The organism is Methanohalophilus sp. RSK (assembly GCF_003722075.1).
Classification (GTDB): domain Archaea; phylum Halobacteriota; class Methanosarcinia; order Methanosarcinales; family Methanosarcinaceae; genus Methanohalophilus.
On the sequence record NZ_RDSK01000018.1, the window covers coordinates 73,863 to 90,193 of the forward strand.

At 42.9% G+C, this 16,331-nt stretch carries 15 protein-coding genes; 6 read left to right on the top strand and 9 right to left on the bottom strand.

Annotated elements, in window-relative coordinates:
- Position 1: 1 nt before the first annotated feature.
- Complete coding sequence (locus EFE42_RS10315) at positions 2 to 1,744, top strand: chloride channel protein (RefSeq protein ID WP_123137155.1); 1,743 nt, start codon at positions 2 to 4, stop codon at positions 1,742 to 1,744.
- On the opposite strand, the gene EFE42_RS10320 is transcribed toward EFE42_RS10315, so the two are convergent.
- From EFE42_RS10320 to cgi121, 3 genes are all read right to left on the bottom strand, one after another.
- Positions 1,725 to 3,020 (bottom strand): tRNA (N(6)-L-threonylcarbamoyladenosine(37)-C(2))-methylthiotransferase, encoded by a 1,296-nt coding sequence (locus EFE42_RS10320; RefSeq protein ID WP_123137156.1) that lies wholly within the window; start codon positions 3,018 to 3,020, stop codon positions 1,725 to 1,727. The genes EFE42_RS10315 and EFE42_RS10320 overlap by 20 nt on opposite strands.
- Positions 3,021 to 3,035: 15 nt before the next feature.
- A complete protein-coding gene (glpX, locus tag EFE42_RS10325) occupies positions 3,036 to 4,124 on the bottom strand; it encodes a class II fructose-bisphosphatase (protein ID WP_123137157.1) in 1,089 nt (362 codons plus the stop codon).
- 73 nt (positions 4,125 to 4,197) lie between these two features.
- The gene (cgi121, locus tag EFE42_RS10330) at positions 4,198 to 4,707 is read right to left on the bottom strand and encodes a KEOPS complex subunit Cgi121 (RefSeq protein WP_123137158.1); all 510 of its coding nucleotides are present in this window, start codon (positions 4,705 to 4,707) and stop codon (positions 4,198 to 4,200) included.
- A 175-nt stretch (positions 4,708 to 4,882) separates the two neighbouring features.
- Here cgi121 and thrC point away from each other — a divergent pair, with 175 nt between their 5' ends.
- Positions 4,883 to 6,085, top strand: a complete 1,203-nt coding sequence (thrC, locus tag EFE42_RS10335; RefSeq protein WP_123137159.1) for a threonine synthase — start codon at positions 4,883 to 4,885, stop codon at positions 6,083 to 6,085.
- A 12-nt stretch (positions 6,086 to 6,097) separates the two neighbouring features.
- Positions 6,098 to 8,983: a leucine--tRNA ligase gene (leuS, locus tag EFE42_RS10340; protein WP_123137160.1), complete on the top strand. Its 2,886-nt coding sequence runs from the start codon at positions 6,098 to 6,100 to the stop codon at positions 8,981 to 8,983.
- Between the two features lie 39 nt (positions 8,984 to 9,022).
- Here leuS and EFE42_RS10345 read toward each other — a convergent pair whose 3' ends face one another.
- The gene (locus EFE42_RS10345) at positions 9,023 to 9,628 is read right to left on the bottom strand and encodes a hypothetical protein (protein ID WP_123137161.1); all 606 of its coding nucleotides are present in this window, start codon (positions 9,626 to 9,628) and stop codon (positions 9,023 to 9,025) included.
- Positions 9,629 to 9,809: 181 nt separating this feature from the next.
- Between EFE42_RS10345 and EFE42_RS10350 the strand changes: the two genes are divergently transcribed.
- Genes EFE42_RS10350 through EFE42_RS10360 form a run of 3 tightly spaced genes read left to right on the top strand, consistent with a single transcriptional unit; the run spans position 9,810 to position 11,647 of the window.
- On the top strand, positions 9,810 to 10,319 hold the full coding sequence (locus EFE42_RS10350; protein WP_123137162.1) for an ArsR family transcriptional regulator: 510 nt from the start codon (positions 9,810 to 9,812) through the stop codon (positions 10,317 to 10,319).
- Positions 10,316 to 11,104: a winged helix-turn-helix transcriptional regulator gene (locus tag EFE42_RS10355; RefSeq protein ID WP_123137163.1), complete on the top strand. Its 789-nt coding sequence runs from the start codon at positions 10,316 to 10,318 to the stop codon at positions 11,102 to 11,104. The genes EFE42_RS10350 and EFE42_RS10355 overlap by 4 nt, the downstream gene beginning before the upstream one ends.
- A gap of 9 nt (positions 11,105 to 11,113) precedes the next feature.
- Positions 11,114 to 11,647, top strand: coding sequence for a metallophosphoesterase (locus EFE42_RS10360; RefSeq protein WP_123137164.1), 534 nt, complete (start codon positions 11,114 to 11,116; stop codon positions 11,645 to 11,647).
- On the opposite strand, the gene EFE42_RS10365 is transcribed toward EFE42_RS10360, so the two are convergent.
- From EFE42_RS10365 to EFE42_RS10385, 5 genes are all read right to left on the bottom strand, one after another.
- Entirely contained in the window at positions 11,644 to 11,886 is a 243-nt protein-coding gene (locus EFE42_RS10365; RefSeq protein ID WP_123137165.1) for a hypothetical protein, read from the bottom strand. The genes EFE42_RS10360 and EFE42_RS10365 overlap by 4 nt on opposite strands.
- 74 nt (positions 11,887 to 11,960) lie before the next feature.
- On the bottom strand, positions 11,961 to 12,527 hold the full coding sequence (locus EFE42_RS10370) for an RPA family protein (protein WP_123137166.1): 567 nt from the start codon (positions 12,525 to 12,527) through the stop codon (positions 11,961 to 11,963).
- Positions 12,528 to 14,078: a replication protein A gene (locus EFE42_RS10375; protein ID WP_123137167.1), complete on the bottom strand. Its 1,551-nt coding sequence runs from the start codon at positions 14,076 to 14,078 to the stop codon at positions 12,528 to 12,530.
- 94 nt (positions 14,079 to 14,172) lie between these two features.
- The gene (locus EFE42_RS10380) at positions 14,173 to 16,005 is read right to left on the bottom strand and encodes a cation:proton antiporter (protein ID WP_123137168.1); all 1,833 of its coding nucleotides are present in this window, start codon (positions 16,003 to 16,005) and stop codon (positions 14,173 to 14,175) included.
- A gap of 156 nt (positions 16,006 to 16,161) precedes the next feature.
- Positions 16,162 to 16,326, bottom strand: a complete 165-nt coding sequence (locus EFE42_RS10385; protein ID WP_255419083.1) for a hypothetical protein — start codon at positions 16,324 to 16,326, stop codon at positions 16,162 to 16,164.
- Between the last annotated feature and the right edge of the window lie 5 nt (positions 16,327 to 16,331).

Below are 16,331 nucleotides of genomic sequence, written 5' to 3' on the forward strand. Positions count from 1 at the left end.
TTTGAATATCTCCAAAAACGAGTTACAGGATCGGTATTACACCGAAGGGTTCATTTCTAATTTCCTTGCCATAATAATAGGAATAATAACAGGCCTGGCTTTTGTGGCCTATGATCAGGTTATCTTTTACTTTACAGACCTTTTTTTCAACACTCCGGATAATAGCCTGCCCATATATATCATCCTCCTCCCTGCTGCCGGAGGATTATGTGTTGGCCTGCTTTCCCATCAATTTATGAAAAAAAGTAGGTGTGGAGTTGCAGAGGTTGTGGAGGCAACAGCTCTGCAAGGCGGGAAGATACAGAGTAAATTTGCTTTTTATGAAGTATTCCTTTCAATGATCTCAATCTGCACAGGAGGATCGGTGGGCAAAGAAACTCCCGGCATACTTGCGGGAACCGGTGTAGGAGCCACAGTCGCCGACCGGCTGAAAAGTCCGGATCACCGTTTCAGGATATTAATTGCCTGTGGGGCATCCGGAGGAATTGCAGCGGCATTTCATGCCCCTCTTGCCGGAGTGGTTTTTGTAGTAGAGGTAATCCTCGGAGAATTACAGGCCAGAACCCTGATACCGGTAGTTCTTTCTTCAGTGTTCTCTACCCTTGTAACTGACATCATTTTTGGCATCCAGCCCATACAGGTTTCCTATTACGGGATGGAGAGCCCGTTTCACGAGCCAATACTCTACATCATTATGGGTATACTTGCAGGCATTGTGGCTGCAATATTCATAAAGTGTACATATCTCACCCAGGATTCCTTTGAAAAACTCCCAATTAAACCCTATTTAAAACCAGCCCTGGGTGGACTTGTTGTCGGATGTATCGGTTATTTCTATCCCCAGATATTCGGAATCGGTTACGATGTCATCAAGCAATCCCTCAACAACGAACTTGCTATACAAATGTTGTTGATATTGCTTGTCCTTAAAATAGTGGCATTTGCCTTTACTGTTGGTTCCGGGGGTTCCGGGGGAGCAATCGTACCATCCCTTTTTGCAGGTTCCATGCTGGGAGGGGGTTTTGGAAATCTGGTGAATTATATTTTTCCTTTGTCCACAGCGCCTGCCGGAGCATATGCCCTTGTAGGGATGGGGGCAGTTTTTGCGGGGGTAGTACATGCACCCCTGACTGCCACGCTTATCCTTTTTGAACTGACCCGCGATTACAGCCTCATCCTGCCCCTGATGTTGACCTGTGTGATCAGCAATGTAATATCAACTCACCTTCATGAAGAGTCGATATTTACAGAATTGCTCAGGAGAAGAGGACACGTTATCAGGGCAGGTACCGAGATTAATTTGATGGAATCACTGACTGTCAGGGATAATATGGTAAGGGATGTTTTAGTCCTTAACGTAAGAGATACAACTGCCAATCTTCTTAACCTGATGCAGAAAAGCAAACATGCAGGTTTTCCTGTACTTGACAATCAGGGAAAACTTGCAGGAATTGTTACCCTCCATGATATGCGCGACAAAGTAAAGCAAGGGGAACTGGAAAAACCGGTCACTCAAATAATGACTGAAGATGTTGCTACTGCATATCCTGATGAATCCCTTGATATCGTACTTAAAAGACTGGCAGCCCATGATGTGGGCAGATTACCTGTTGTCTCCCGAAAGGATGGAATAAGCATGATAGGAATAATAACCCGCAGTGATATCGTGAAATCCTATGACCGGGAGATCGTTAAAAGAATGCAAACAGGTGAAGATGATAATCTTAAACCGGGTGGCCGATAAAGTAACCCGGGGTTGCTTCCTCTATCTTCACCCTGCAACGTTGACCCGGACAAAATTCACCTGGTTCAGGGATCACAACAGGTTTATAAGAAGCAGTGCGGGACATCAATCCTTTTACCTTTGCCTGTTGTGAGATAAATACATCAACTTCCCTGCCTACCATATCTTCCTTTTTTCCGAGTTTGATTTGATTACAGAGCCGATGGAGTTTGCCCGAGCGCTCCACAACGATACGTGTATCTATATTTCTGAATTGTTGTGCTTCAGTGTATGGTCTGGGTGTATAACGTGAAATATTTACCTTATCGGGGCGATAGGTTCGAATCCAATCCAGTGTAAGTTCGAAATCCTCCTCATCCTCCCCGGGAAAACCCACAATAATATCTGTGAAAAGGGTACTTTCTGGAAATGCATCCCTGAACTTTTCGACTATAATGTTTGCCTGTTGCATTGTATGTTTGCGTTTCATCCTGCCAAGCACTTTGTCTGAAGCCGACTGGATGGGAAGGTGTAAAACTTTGTAGATCTTGTCACTTGAATAAGCCTCTAACAACTCATCCAGAATTTCAAGTGTTGAAGCAGGATTCATCATACCCACACGTAGCCTGAAATCTCCGGGAATTGCAGTAATTCTCTTTAAAAGGGCAGGCAGATAAATTCCTTTATCCAAACCATACTGTGCATTGTCCTGGGATGTCAACCAGATCTCACTGCATCCTTCATAAACAGCCTGCTCGATATCGGTAACGATTGAATCGGCATCAAAGGAGTAAAGGTGACCCCTGGCAAGTGTAACAATACAATAGGAACAACGGTTATTGCAACCCTGCGAGATCTGGCAGATATGGATATTCGGACTGGACCTGTTCCGGGGCACATTGAGTAAACCTTCTGGAAAATCTTCAAAGACACTCATGGGCCTCAATGAGTGCCCCTCCAACCTTTCATGAACCCTGTTGAGAATTACTCCGAGCTTAAGAAGGGAATTCATGCCCAGGACATGAACCTCGGGATTATTTTCTAATATTTCATCCATTTGGACCTGAGGCATGCAACCCGTAACAATTACTTCCCTGCCCTGAAAACCCCATTCCTTGATCTTGTGCAATATCTTCTGCTCTGTAGTATCCTTGACTGTACAGGTGTTGCATATGATCACATCAGCTTCTCTTTCAGATACAAGCCGGTTGCCTAAGCCTACCGCTTTAGCCTCAAGGATCTCTGAAGAGGACTGGTTGGCCGTACAGCCAAAGGTTGCAACATGTATATTTAACAGAACAAAATCTCCATATTATAGCCTTAGAGGCGTGCTTTCCTTATCATGTATATATACCGAATCTGAGAACTTGACAACACCCGAACTACCCATTGATATACTATGTACCCTTGCGTCCCCATAACCAAAAAGGTTGGTACCCTTGAGGAAATGCCCGGAGGTCACACCAGTTGCAGCAAAGATTACATCTTTACCGGGTACAAGTTTTTCAGTGTCAAGAATATCATTCATGTTGTCTTCGTTTATGCCCATCTTTTTAAGCCGGGGCATCTTTTCCTCTACTTCCCGGGCAATTACATCATCGGGTTTGCGATTGGCAACTGAAGGCAAAACCAGGCGTGCAAGCACCTTCCCACCCAGGATCTTCATTGCAGAAGCTGTAAGTACAGCTTCGCCCGAGCCACCCGAACCCATTACCACATGGATACCTGAGCCACGTATAGCAGTTGATACGCCGGGCATGAGATCACCGTCGGAAACCAGATTTACCCTGGCACCGGTTTTCCGGATTTCCTCGATTTTATCCTTATGACGCTCACGGTCCAGAATCACAACCACAAGTTCCTCTACACTGCGGTTTAAGGCACGGGCCACTATCTCCAGATTGTCAATTGCCGGGGCGTCCAGATCAATTTCCTCTCCCGGGTGTTCTCGTTCATACTTTACTACTTCCGGACCTACCACGATTTTATCCATATAGACATCTGGACCATGGAACAAACCATTGGGTTCGGACATGGCCATAACTGAAATGGCGCCCGGTACACCGTCTGCACAGAGATTGGTACCTTCCAGCGGATCAACGGCAATATTAACCTTCAGGTCGCCTTCCCCTGTACCGACTTCTTCACCAATATAGAGCATTGGTGCTTCATCCCTTTCACCTTCACCGATCTGGATGACGCCACTGATATCCAGGCAATTGAGCATCCTGCGCATTGCTTCCACAGATACCTGATCGGCATAATTCTTGTCACCCTTGCCTATCTGATGGGCAGCAGCAATCGCAGCAGCTTCTGTGACATGGATCAGTTTGGGGAGTAAGGCACTTTCTATCGGACCGGCATTTTTCATAATATTCTCTGCAGTCTTCGGGTGTGGCATTGATAATCCTCTCATGTGATAGATATATAGACGAATAATCTGTATGTACTTATTAATAAGTTTACCAATGGTCTTATTTCAGAATGTCCACCAGTGACACTCGCTCCAGCACGATGTCGGGTATCCGTGATACGCCTATGGCATCTGTTTCTTCAGTGCTGATGTCAAAATGAGACGTAATTGTATCTTCCTTGTTATTAGAATAGGCAATGACTTCATGTTTTGAGATCATTGAATCAAGTACATGTAAAGCAATATCTACTTTGTCTTTATCGCCCAGTACAAGAAAAGCAACGGAAATTTTTCCTTCCTTTACCCCTATGGAAAAAGCTTCAACTATCTGCCGCTTTCCGGAAGCATACCGGAGAATTTCAACCCCCATATCCCGGGCAACATTATTGTCGGATTCAAATGCTCTTCTGGCCTTTTTTATAGCAAGTTCAATATGGGAGAGACCCGCTATTTTTTCTGCATTCATTGCCTGTATGGTAACCTCATACTCATCCGAAAGTGCGATCAGTTTTTGCAAAAAAGCATTCAGGTCATCAATAAAAAGAGTGCCCTGAACTGTCTTCCAATACATGGTGGATGGATGGGGCTTCCCTACAATAAAGATAACGGTGGTCTTTCAACAGATTTAATAACAATTACATAATAGAACGGGTCAGGCGCCATTTCCGAGTACTTTATTTATATTGGAATTGATTAGGTTATAAGATTCACCCTATTAAAACTTTAAAACTATCAGGAGAACTCCAATGTACTATTTAAAATGCATCGAATGCGGTAAGGAATATCCTAAAACAGAGGTCCTGTATACCTGTGAATGCGGCGGTTTGCTTGATGTAATTTATGATTATTCCCAGATTGATATAAAAAAGGAAGATTTAGAGGGAGTTGCACTTTCTGTATGGAAATATGCAAAACTTCTTCCTGTTGACAGAAAACCTATAACGATACAGGAAGGTGGCACACCTCTCTATAAATGTGACAGATTAGCCGAAAAGATCGGTGTCAGGGAACTATATGTCAAACATGAAGGCATGAATCCTACCGGTTCCTTCAAGGACAGGGGTATGACCGTAGGTGTCAGCAAAGCCCTGGAATTAGGGATGAAAACAATTGCCTGTGCATCTACAGGTAATACTTCCGCAGCCCTTTCCATCTACGGTGCAAAAGCGGCAGTTCCTGCCGTTGTCCTGTTACCGGAAGGAAAAGTTGCACTGGGTAAGGTTGCGCAGGCCCTGATGCATGGCGCAAAGGTGCTTAGCATACGCGGCAATTTCGATGATGCTCTGGAACTTGTAAGAGAACTCTGCGATGAGGAAAAGATCTACCTCTTAAACTCCATTAATCCCTACAGGCTGGAAGGACAGAAAACAATAGGTTTTGAGATCGCAGACCAGCTGGATTTCAGCGTACCCGACAGACTGGTACTTCCGGTAGGTAATGCAGGAAACATTACTGCCATCCATAAAGGCTTCAAAGAATTCAATAAACTGGGACTTACAGATAAAGTCCCACAGATGATGGGAATACAGACTGAAGGTTCCTGCCCAATAGTAAAAGCCGTCAGGGAAGGAAAAACTGATATTACCCCTGAAAAGAACCCTGAAACAATTGCAACAGCAATCCGGATAGGGAATCCGGTTAATGCCAGAAAGGCCCTTATAGCCATTTCCGAATCAAACGGTGGTGCTGAAAGTGTTACTGACGAGGAATTGGTGGAAGCCCAGATTGACCTGGCACAACTTGAAGGAATCGGCGTTGAACCTGCAAGTGCCACCTCAGTTGCCGGCCTGAAAAAACTTGTAGAGACCGGAGTAATCGGTGCAAATGAATCCGTGGTCTGTGTGACTACAGGACACCTTCTCAAGGACCCGGAAGAAGTAATATCCGTTGCACCAAAACCCATTGTAGTTGATGCCACAATGGAGGCTATCAGAAAGGTCCTGTACTGAGAGGAAATGATAATGGAACAGAACTACAAACCTGCCATCATTGAAAAAAAGTGGCAAAATATATGGTCTCAGGACAAAGTTTTCGAGGCCGAACCTGACAGCAGGGATAAATATTTCATAACTATTCCCTACCCCTATCTCAATGGGAATCTGCATGCAGGCCATACCAGGACATTCACCATCGGGGACGTTATTGCAAGGCACAAGAGGATGCAGGGGTACAATGTACTCTACCCGATGGGATTCCACGTAACCGGTACGCCCATTGTAGGACTTGCCGAACTAATCGCCAACAGGGAACCCCAGACGATGGAAGTCTATTCTAAGTTCCACGGCATCCCGAAGGATATCCTCGAAGGACTTGATTCTCCGGAAAAAATCGTGGAATATTTCAGTGTGGAAGCAGAAAAGGCCATGCGGTCCATTGGATATTCCATTGATTGGAGAAGAAAGTTCACCACCACCGATGAAACATATAAAAAATTCATCGAATGGCAATATAATCTGCTTTACGAAAAGGGACTGATTGTAAAAGGCTCACACCCTGTCAAATGGTGTCCCAATGATGACAATCCTGTGGAAGACCATGACATCCTCAGGGGAGAAGAAGCCACTATCGTGGATTATACCCTGATCAAATTCACCTATGATGGCATGATACTGCCCTGTGCTACCCTGCGTCCAGAAACCACATTCGGGGTCACCAACCTCTGGATAAACCCTGATGTCGAATATGTCAAGGCGAAAGTGAAAACCGACGAGTATGAAGAGACCTGGATTGTAAGTGAAGAAGCATACAACAAACTTACCTACACCGACCGTAAAGTAGAATTCATAGAGAAAATAAGCGGCCTGGACATCATCGGAATAAAGGTCAAAAACCCGTTGACAGACTCGGAGGTAATCACCCTGCCGGCATCTTTTGTCAGGGGAGGTAATGGGAGCGGAGTTGTGATGAGTGTGCCCGCACATGCGCCTTATGATTATCTGGCCCTGAAGGACCTTCATGATAAAGATCTTTCAGAATATGGCATTACAGAAAATCTCCAGAACATCCAGCTCATACCTCTTATTGATGTTCCTGAATACGGAGAGTATCCGGCAGTTGAAGCGGTAGAGGAATTTGGAGTACATGACCAGAATGATCCAAAGGCCGAATCTGCAACAAAGATGGTCTATCGCCGGGAATTCCACGGAGGTACCCTGAAAGAGAATACCGGGAAATATGCAGGCACGAAGGTCTCAAAGATAAAAGATCTTCTTACACAGGATTTGATCGATGAGAAAATCGGCGAGATATTCTATGAATTCAGTGAACCTGTGGTCTGCCGCTGTGGAACCCCATGTGTAGTAAACATGGTTAAAGGCCAGTGGTTCCTCAATTATTCCAATCCTGAATGGAAGGATAAAGTATACCGCTGCATAGAGAATATGGATATAATCCCCGAAGAGCTGAGGGTAGAGTTCAATAATAAGGTTGACTGGCTAAAAGACAAGGCCTGTGCCCGTAAAAAAGGACTCGGAACACGCCTGCCCTTTGATAAGGACTGGTTGATCGAATCCCTGGGAGATTCCACGGTATACATGTCTTACTACATCGTTGCAAAGTTTCTCAGTGAAGATATTAAGACCGAGCAACTGGTGCCCGAACTCTTTGATCATGTGCTTCTTGGAAAGGGAAGTGTGCAGGATGCAGCAGAAAGAAGTGGAATTGATGCCTCTGTAATTGAAAGCATGCGAGAGGATTTCAATTACTGGTACCCCGTCAATCTCAGGTCCTCAGGAAAAGATCTGATACCAAACCATCTCCTGTTCTTCCTTTTCCATCATGTTGCGATATTCAAAGAAGAGAACTGGCCTCGTGCCATTGCAATCAATGGTTTTGTATCTCTTGAAGGACAGAAAATGAGTAAGTCCAAGGGACCACTGCTAACACTCAGTGAGGCAGTGAAAGATTATGGTGCGGATATTTCCAGGATGTATATCCTGTCCAGTGCAGAACAGACACAGGATGCTGACTGGAAGAACAGTGGTATCGAGTCCGCCAGAAGACAGGTGGACAGGTTCTACCATTTTGCAAAAGATACTATCGATACCAAATGTACCTCTGGAGCCTGCAAGGAAAAACAATTGATAGATAGGTGGATACAGAGCCGCCTGCAGCAACGTATCAGTGAGACAAACGAGGCACTTAAAAGTATACGTACCCGGCAGGCCCTACAGAATTCTTTCTTCCTGCTTCTTAATGATGTGAAATGGTATCAGAGAAGAGGAGGAAAGACCCTCCAGTATGATATACTCGATACATGGGTGCGCCTGATGGCACCTTTCACTCCCCACATATGTGAGGAAATATGGAGTGAAATGGAAGAAACGCAAGGTTATGTGTCCCTGGAAAAATATCCAGAGTATGATCCGCAATTTATAGACAGGGATGCCGAAGCTGGCGAAGAGTTAATCGGCAACACTTTTTCAGATGTTGAGGAAATAATAAAAGTCACCGGTATAAAGCCGCAAAAACTTGTCCTCTATACAGCCTCCCAATGGAAATCAGAAGCTTTTAAGCAGGCTCTTGAACTCCAGCGACAGGGAGATCTCAACCCGGGAATTCTGATAAAGAAGCTCATGCAGGATCCCGAAATGAGACCTTATGGAAAAGAAGTACCAAAATTTGCAAAGAAAGTTGTTGATGACATAAAGGCCATGAAAGAAGATAAATTCGAAATGGTATCCGGTTTCGACCTGGACGAAAAAGAAACACTGAAAGAAGCAATAAATTTCTTTGAAAAGGAAATTGGTTGTGAAGTGCAGATCGCCAGGGAAGGAGAAGAGACGTATGATCCCGAAAAGAAAGCCCGCTTTGCAGCACCAATGAGGCCGGCTATCTATCTTGAATGAAGGGGATTAAGCCTTTTCTTTTCTCTACTCTTCTTTTTCTTAAGTTGCCAGTTTTGTTTGTTTAGTCTTGGGTACAAGGCCTTCCAGATTCATAAGCGCCTTGAGCACCGGCAGGAGGACTATGCCTACATACTGGAGATTAGCATGATCTTTCCCGGTTATTTCGTAAGCAGGATCTACTGAGGGAATGGTAATTCGGGTAATAGAATTGCGCAGGATCTTGATATCCTTTTCAGCTGCTTCTATTATGGGATTATCCTGTTGGATGGAATCCATAATCGTATTTTCATGAAAACCCATTGATTTTAACTCAGCCCTGAAAACTGGCCTTTCCAACAGATAAGAAAACACATAGATTGCTACATAGATACGTTTGGATGCAGGGACATCTTTCAGATGATGCCCGATAAGAGAATAAATGTTATCCTCTTCTTTACCAGCATTCTCTGAAAGTTTATAGGTCTTTGATGGGGGCACTTCTATTTCATCAAGTTTTTTCAGATCTCTCAGTGCCCTTAAATAACCGGTCATAATCAAACGATGCTCATCAATACCTTCTGATTTGAGATCTCTCGTGATGCCACTAATCGAAAGCTGCCGGTTATCAAGCAACCTGAATATTTTAGAATACAGTGCCTCTGTCATAATACCTGAACAGTATTGTTAACAGGATTGAATAAATGTAACGGTATAAATGTACAAGGAAAAAACTGCGATAATTATCAACACAAATACTACAACACATTTATTAATCTTAAGACCATATTAGTATAGCTGTATTAGCCTTTTCTAAATCGAATCAATAACCTACATATGAGGTTTTGTGATGCCCAGGAGAACCCGAATAATAAACGACCCATCTGAAATGGTACCCCTCCTACAAACATTCAGGTCAAAGGAGCACAAACATGTCTTCAATGCACTCAGTTCAGAGTGGATGACAAAAGGCCAGCTTGACGAAAAAATGGGAATTGACACAGAGGAAAGTATCGATATACTCCAGAAATGCGGGTTACTGGAAAGCCAGTGGCGCATGCCCAAACCTGGAGAGAAACCGGATAAGGAATATCACTCATCGTATTCAAAAGTACAGGCTAATTTCCAGTGTTCTTTTGACGACCTCAGTGAAATAATTACTTTAACATTCACTCCTTACGAAGAGATAAAAGATCTGATAGGAGAACTTGAAAAGGAAGTAGAAAGTGGCAACCATTCCATGAGTGCTCTTACACGTAAGCTCAACAGAAGTGCATTATACATAAGATCCCTTGCAAGAAGAGCAAATGGGTTAACGGTTATGGGCCAGAGATTGAAAATAAATGAGGAAAAGAAATGATTGACATTCTCCAGAGTAAAAGCGGCATTACCAAATTCCAGATACTTATCGAAGTTGCCGCCCATCAACCCAATGTCAGACAGAAGGAAATAGCAGAAAAGGTCGGAGTGACCCCCCAGGCAGTCTCAGAATATATAAAAGAACTTACATCTGAAGGATATATTTATTCTGACGGAAGGGTACGCTACAGGATAACAAAAAACGGGGTAGAATGGGTTCTGGAAAATGCTGCTGACATGAAAAGATATGCCAAATTCGTGATGAGTGACATCATAAGCCATGTATCTACCTGGACTGCTATTGCCGATGAAAATCTGGATAAAGGCGAAGATGTCTATCTGCATATGAGAAACGGTTTGCTATATGTTGATACTAAAGAAGAAGCAGATGCCCGGGGTGTCACTGTATCTGATGCAGAAGAAGGAGAAGATGTTGGTGTCACCAACCTTACCGGGATGATCGATCTGGAAACAGCAAATATTACGGTCTGCAAGATTCCCCGCAGCGAGAGGCAGGGGTCCAGAAATGTAGATTTGGAACGATTGAAAAAACTCACCGAATCAAAGGACTATATAGCGGTGATTGGAGTTGAATCGCTCGTGGCACTCAAAAAAATTGGAAGTCAACCCGATGTTATGTATGGGGCTAAGGAATCGGTCGTAGAAGCTGCATTCCATGGACTTTCATCCCTTGTGCTTGCAATCGATGAGCAGGTCCCGACTATAATGAGTAAACTTGAAATGGAAAACCTGGAATACGAACTTGTAGACCTGAGTCTTCATTAAGGTAAAAACATGAAGATACTAGTTATTTCAGATACACATCTCAAAAGTGGAGAAATTCCTCCTGGTTTGAAAAGCCTGATTGACAGGTATGAAATGGTAATACATGCCGGGGATTTTACTACACTTGAGTGTTATAAGGCTTTCAACGATACAGGGAAACTCAAATCAGTATATGGAAATTCCGATACATACGAATTAAAAGAGATACTTCCCGAAACCCTGCAACTTGACATTGAAGGCGTAAGTGTAGGCGTGGTCCACGAAGCCGCCCTATCAATAAATGATACAACCGCCCTGCGCTACAAAGCCCTTGAAATGGGTGTTAATGTGCTGATATTCGGCCATATTCACAGCCCAATCCTGGAAAAAACAGATGTACTGGTATTGTGTCCCGGGTCCCCGACATCCCCCCGCATGTCAGACCCTATGGCCGCCGAACTAAATATTGAAAACGGTGAAGTAAAAGCAAGATTTATAGAAATTAAAGGAAAATCCTGTGGATTTGTCGGATTTTCAAGAGATCTAGAAAAAGCGGACAATTAATCCGTTTCCTTTTTCCCATCAATCGTTTCTATTTTAAATATAACTCCAAGCCCATTGAGGCTCAGGTGTACTTTATCTCCAAACTGGAGGATTTCCTCAACATGAACATTATTGCCCCATTCATAGACATAGTCATAATATCCCTGAATTGGTTTAAACCCCAGAGACAGAAGGCGACGGTTAACTTCATAGGGACTGGCACCTTCACTGTTAAACCACACCAGCAGATAAGTTTTCACAAATATCACCTGATTTAAAATAGGTTTACTTATTTATTAGACTTATGCAAAAAGGGGTGTGCATAAAGCACACATCAAATCTGTTCTTTCAGGGATTTCAGAGCATCCAGTACAATGGATGAATAACTTCCCTTATCGGTATTGTAATGTTCTTTAGCACGAACCACATATGAATCCGAACCATCCAGATTATGTAATCTATTAATTGTCTGAATGGCAGTATCGACAACCCACATATCCCGTGTGTTACCATCAACTATGCTTATGGATTCAGGTCTTATGGAAGTAATAGTGTCCCCATCAGGAGTCTCATAAACACTGGGTTTGCCTGCAACAGCTACAAATGCGGGAGTTTCACATTCTGACAGCAGTTGTGCTGCTTCCGGTTGGTACTGACCTGCATATATTGTGAAGGTACCTGTAGGATCTGTAACCCGGCCTCTCCAGTATTCCGCTTCATTGCCTATATTTTCCTTCTCGATAAGAGTCCCTACAATAAAAAGGCGATTTACCCTGGCCCCGGTTGGTGTTAACAGATACTGAGGAGAATAAACATCGTCACCTTCCCTGAATGAGAGATCCGAATTCCTAAACTCTTTTGCAAACATTCTTTTTGCTACTTCACGTACATAGGTAGACATTCAGGCCACCTCCAGATCTGCAATAAGCTCATCAACCTTTTCCATATCAACAGTGGACAATGGTTCAATGGATTTAGCTATTAAGTAACGATCAGCAAGCGATCCTTCCACACAATAATATTTCCCCACAAGGTCCTCACGCATTTTACTTACCACTACAGTTTGGTCAAGGGCATCCGCTGCAAGATTAATTGCTTCCTCAAGAGTGATACCGGTCAATTTTTCGGTAATTTCCCTGTTCAGAAGAACATCCTGCACAGTTTCCCCATTATCAAGCACAGCTTTGATACGCAGATCATAATTCCCATCAACCTTGCCGTGCTCCATACAGGCTCCTTTTGTAAGTGCCCGGTTACATTCAGGACAGCGTTTTATAAGACCGGAGCCATCCTGGATATCAATCATTGCACCCTGGAAACTATTAGCTCCAACTTCTATTTCTTCAGAGAGAGGTTCAATTGTAGTAGTACGATTGAGAATTACCTCATAGTTTCCATTCCACTCATTGACAACAATGTTATTGAAGCGATAAACCTGTCCTTCTTCTACATCAGGCAGATCATCACGAGACCATTTGATGAATTTGATAGTGCCAGTTTTGTCACCAAGAATCCCTACCTGGGAAATCGCATCATTGGAATTATCCCACAACTGGACAACCTTGGCTTCGATGTTGGCCCACATATTTTCCTGACGTAATTCTGAAAGTAAACAGTCTTCAGCCGACCCCTGTGGCTGGAATGATGTATCAATATCTTCTTCCAGAGGCTCAATGCTGCTTGTGCGGTTTAGGGTAACTTCATACTTACCATTCCATTCATTGACAACCACATTACTGAAAAGGTAAGATCTACCTTCTTCTACATCAGGCAGATCATCACGAGACCATTTGATGAATTTGATAGTGCCGGATTCATCCCCAAGAATTCCAACCTGGGAAATCGCTTCATTGGAATTATCCCATAACTGGACGACCTTGGCTTTGAGATTGGCCCACATGTTTTCCTGATTCAGATCTGAAACCTGACATTCTTCAGGAGAACCCGCAGAAGTTGAACCGGCATCAATATCTGTTGCAAGCGGTTCTACAGAACTGGTACGATTCAGGGTTAATTCCAGCTTACCATTCCATTCATTAACAACCACATTACTAAAACGGTATGATTTACCTTCTTCAACATCAGGAAGATTATCCCTGGCCCATTTGATAAATTTTATTCGACCGGTCGAGTCGCCTACCAGACCCACCTGGGAAATTGAACTGTTTGAATTATCCCATAATTGTACTACTTTAATGTCGACATTTACCCATTGGTCTGCTTTCACATCCGCAATATTAGACATTGTTGCGGGTTTTGATTGGTTGAAAAATTCATTCTTGTCGACATTATACTGCTTAAGCAAAACATTTACAGTATTTTTTCGTGCTTCATTGGTAGGAACTTTGAACTTGTTAACAAGTTTATCAAGCCGCTCTTCAATCTCTTCCAGAGGAACTTCTATTCCCATATCTTTAAATTGGGTCTGTATACCCTTTGCAATGTCTTCCATAAAATCACCTTGACCTCTTGTTTTTCCATATAGAGAGGCAAAGGTGAATATGGCGTTTGGGTATATATAGATGTTTGAAGTGGACTGAAAGTAATCAACGCTCAAAAATATCTGCAACCTTCTGTGCTGAATCGCCTTCACCAATTACAGTTACAATGTCGTCATATTCAAAGACAATATTCCCATTGGCGATAAAGGATTCATTTCCTCTTCTGACCATGAGTAAAAGGCTGTTTTCAGGTAATTTGAGCTCACTAATGGATTTTCCTACAACCTGCGGATTGCTAACATGTGCTTCAATTATATCAGCCCCTTCACCAACTTCACACATCGAGAACATATGAGGGCGGTCTACCATATTGTCCAGCACAAGAGCTGTTGTCATTGCCGGACTCATTGCCCTGATTTCAAGATCCCAGAAAGCATGAAGGTTTTCAATATTATTTACACGTGCAACGATCTGGTCCTTATCAAAATTAAACTTGGTCTTGGCAATCTGGCAAATAAGCAGGTTGGTATTGTCTTTTTCCATTGTCGTAACTACATATTTAGCATGATCAATCCCTGCCTCTTTTAGAACATTAATATCCTCCGGGTCACCATGCACGACTCTTATGTCAGATTTCATCAATTTCTGGCAATTTTCTTCAGAAGGGTCTACAACTACTACATTTTCCCCTCTCTTTTCAAAACGCTCGGCGAGAATCTTTCCAACCTCACCGCCACCTACTACAAGTATTTCCATTGGAATCACTCCTAAGAACTTAGCAACATGCTTGGCAAGGGAACCGGTCATTAAAACCGTAATAATGATGGTAATGAATATAAGTCCTACAAGGGCATCACCGCCTACCATCCCCATTGAATTTAACTTTACTGCAAAATAGGTTGCAATCGAGGCAGGAACTACTCCCCGTGGACCAACAAAAGAAACAAATAATTTTTCATTTCGATTAAAAGATGTGCCTCGGGTAGAAAGAAATACAGAAATCGGCCTGGCCACGAAAATCAAGACCATAACAACCGCTACACCGACAAGCCCGATCTGTATAATGTAATCAAAACGCAGTAATGCTGCAAGTAACAGGAAGATCAAAGACAACATCATCAATACAAGATCAGCCTTGAACTCTTTCAGTGCAGATTTGTAGGGAACTTTGGATGAACCCACCATAATACCAAATATTGCAACTGCAAGAATTCCCGATTCATTGGCAAAAGACTCAGCAATAACAAAGGTGGCAATCACCATTGTAAAAGTAATGAGCCGTACGGTTTGTTCAGTAAGAAGCATTTTGCCAAGGATATTTCGCAGCAAAAAGCCACTGGCCAAACCTAAAACCAACCCCATTCCTACCCTTTGTATGAAAAAACCAACAAGTTCCAAACCTGAAAGAGGTGAGACAATCAATTCAAAAATAAGTGCTGCCAATATGACACTTGCAGCATCATTGAGAACACCTTCAAGTTCAAGTATTTTGCTGACTTTATGGGGAACATTAACATTCCTTACAAGCGGAGTTATTACAGTTGGACCGGTAGCTGTTACAAGTGCACCAAAAAGGGCAGCAATATTCAAAGGTAGCCCTGCAATATAATAACTGGCAGCCGTGGCTAGTATAAATGTTATAACAACACCAAATATAACAAGTCTTAGTACACTTTTTTGGATACTACGTATAGAACGAAGGTCAATGTGAAGGCCACCATCAAAAACAATGACAGACACACAGAGGCCAACAATTGCTGTGAGGCCGTCACCCAAAATCGTGGGATCCAATATATTAAGAACCTCAGGACCTGCGATTATTCCCTCAATCAAAAGGAAGATCAATATAGGCATACGAAAGCGCATACTCAACAGGTGAGCTATAATAGTCATAAGAAGCACAGCAAGTGCAACCTGTAAGAAATATATTGAATCCAACCTGTCATCTCCGGCGAGGTTAATACAATAACCAGAAAAAGGTTTTCATATATAAATCTTTTATGAAAAATATGAATCCATAAAAGATAGTATTATCTATTTCAAAAAAGAAGAAAAAAGTCCTATCTGCAAGAAGCAGACAGAACATTGTTTTATTTAGCCTGTGATTTCCCTGAATTTATCGCAGCAATTGATATTGACATCCAGAAGTTTCTCAATATTCATCTTGGATGCGATACCCTTGGCGCATCCTGGAACGGATGTAAGTACACCAATATCAAGTTCCTCACGGATTTCCCTCATGACATATTCGTCACTCAGGTCAA

What these genes read in the sequence shown, in the direction of transcription:
- glpX (WP_123137157.1), bottom strand. Translation starts at nt 4,124, where the DNA reads ATGCCACACCCGAAGACTGCAGAGAATATTATGAAAAATGCCGGTCCG.
- cgi121 (WP_123137158.1), bottom strand. Translation starts at nt 4,707, where the DNA reads ATGTATTGGAAGACAGTTCAGGGCACTCTTTTTATTGATGACCTGAAT.
- thrC (WP_123137159.1), top strand. Translation starts at nt 4,883, where the DNA reads ATGTACTATTTAAAATGCATCGAATGCGGTAAGGAATATCCTAAAACA.
- leuS (WP_123137160.1), top strand. Translation starts at nt 6,098, where the DNA reads ATGGAACAGAACTACAAACCTGCCATCATTGAAAAAAAGTGGCAAAAT.
- EFE42_RS10345 (WP_123137161.1), bottom strand. Translation starts at nt 9,628, where the DNA reads ATGACAGAGGCACTGTATTCTAAAATATTCAGGTTGCTTGATAACCGG.
- EFE42_RS10350 (WP_123137162.1), top strand. Translation starts at nt 9,810, where the DNA reads ATGCCCAGGAGAACCCGAATAATAAACGACCCATCTGAAATGGTACCC.
- EFE42_RS10355 (WP_123137163.1), top strand. Translation starts at nt 10,316, where the DNA reads ATGATTGACATTCTCCAGAGTAAAAGCGGCATTACCAAATTCCAGATA.
- EFE42_RS10360 (WP_123137164.1), top strand. Translation starts at nt 11,114, where the DNA reads ATGAAGATACTAGTTATTTCAGATACACATCTCAAAAGTGGAGAAATT.
- EFE42_RS10370 (WP_123137166.1), bottom strand. Translation starts at nt 12,527, where the DNA reads ATGTCTACCTATGTACGTGAAGTAGCAAAAAGAATGTTTGCAAAAGAG.
- EFE42_RS10375 (WP_123137167.1), bottom strand. Translation starts at nt 14,078, where the DNA reads ATGGAAGACATTGCAAAGGGTATACAGACCCAATTTAAAGATATGGGA.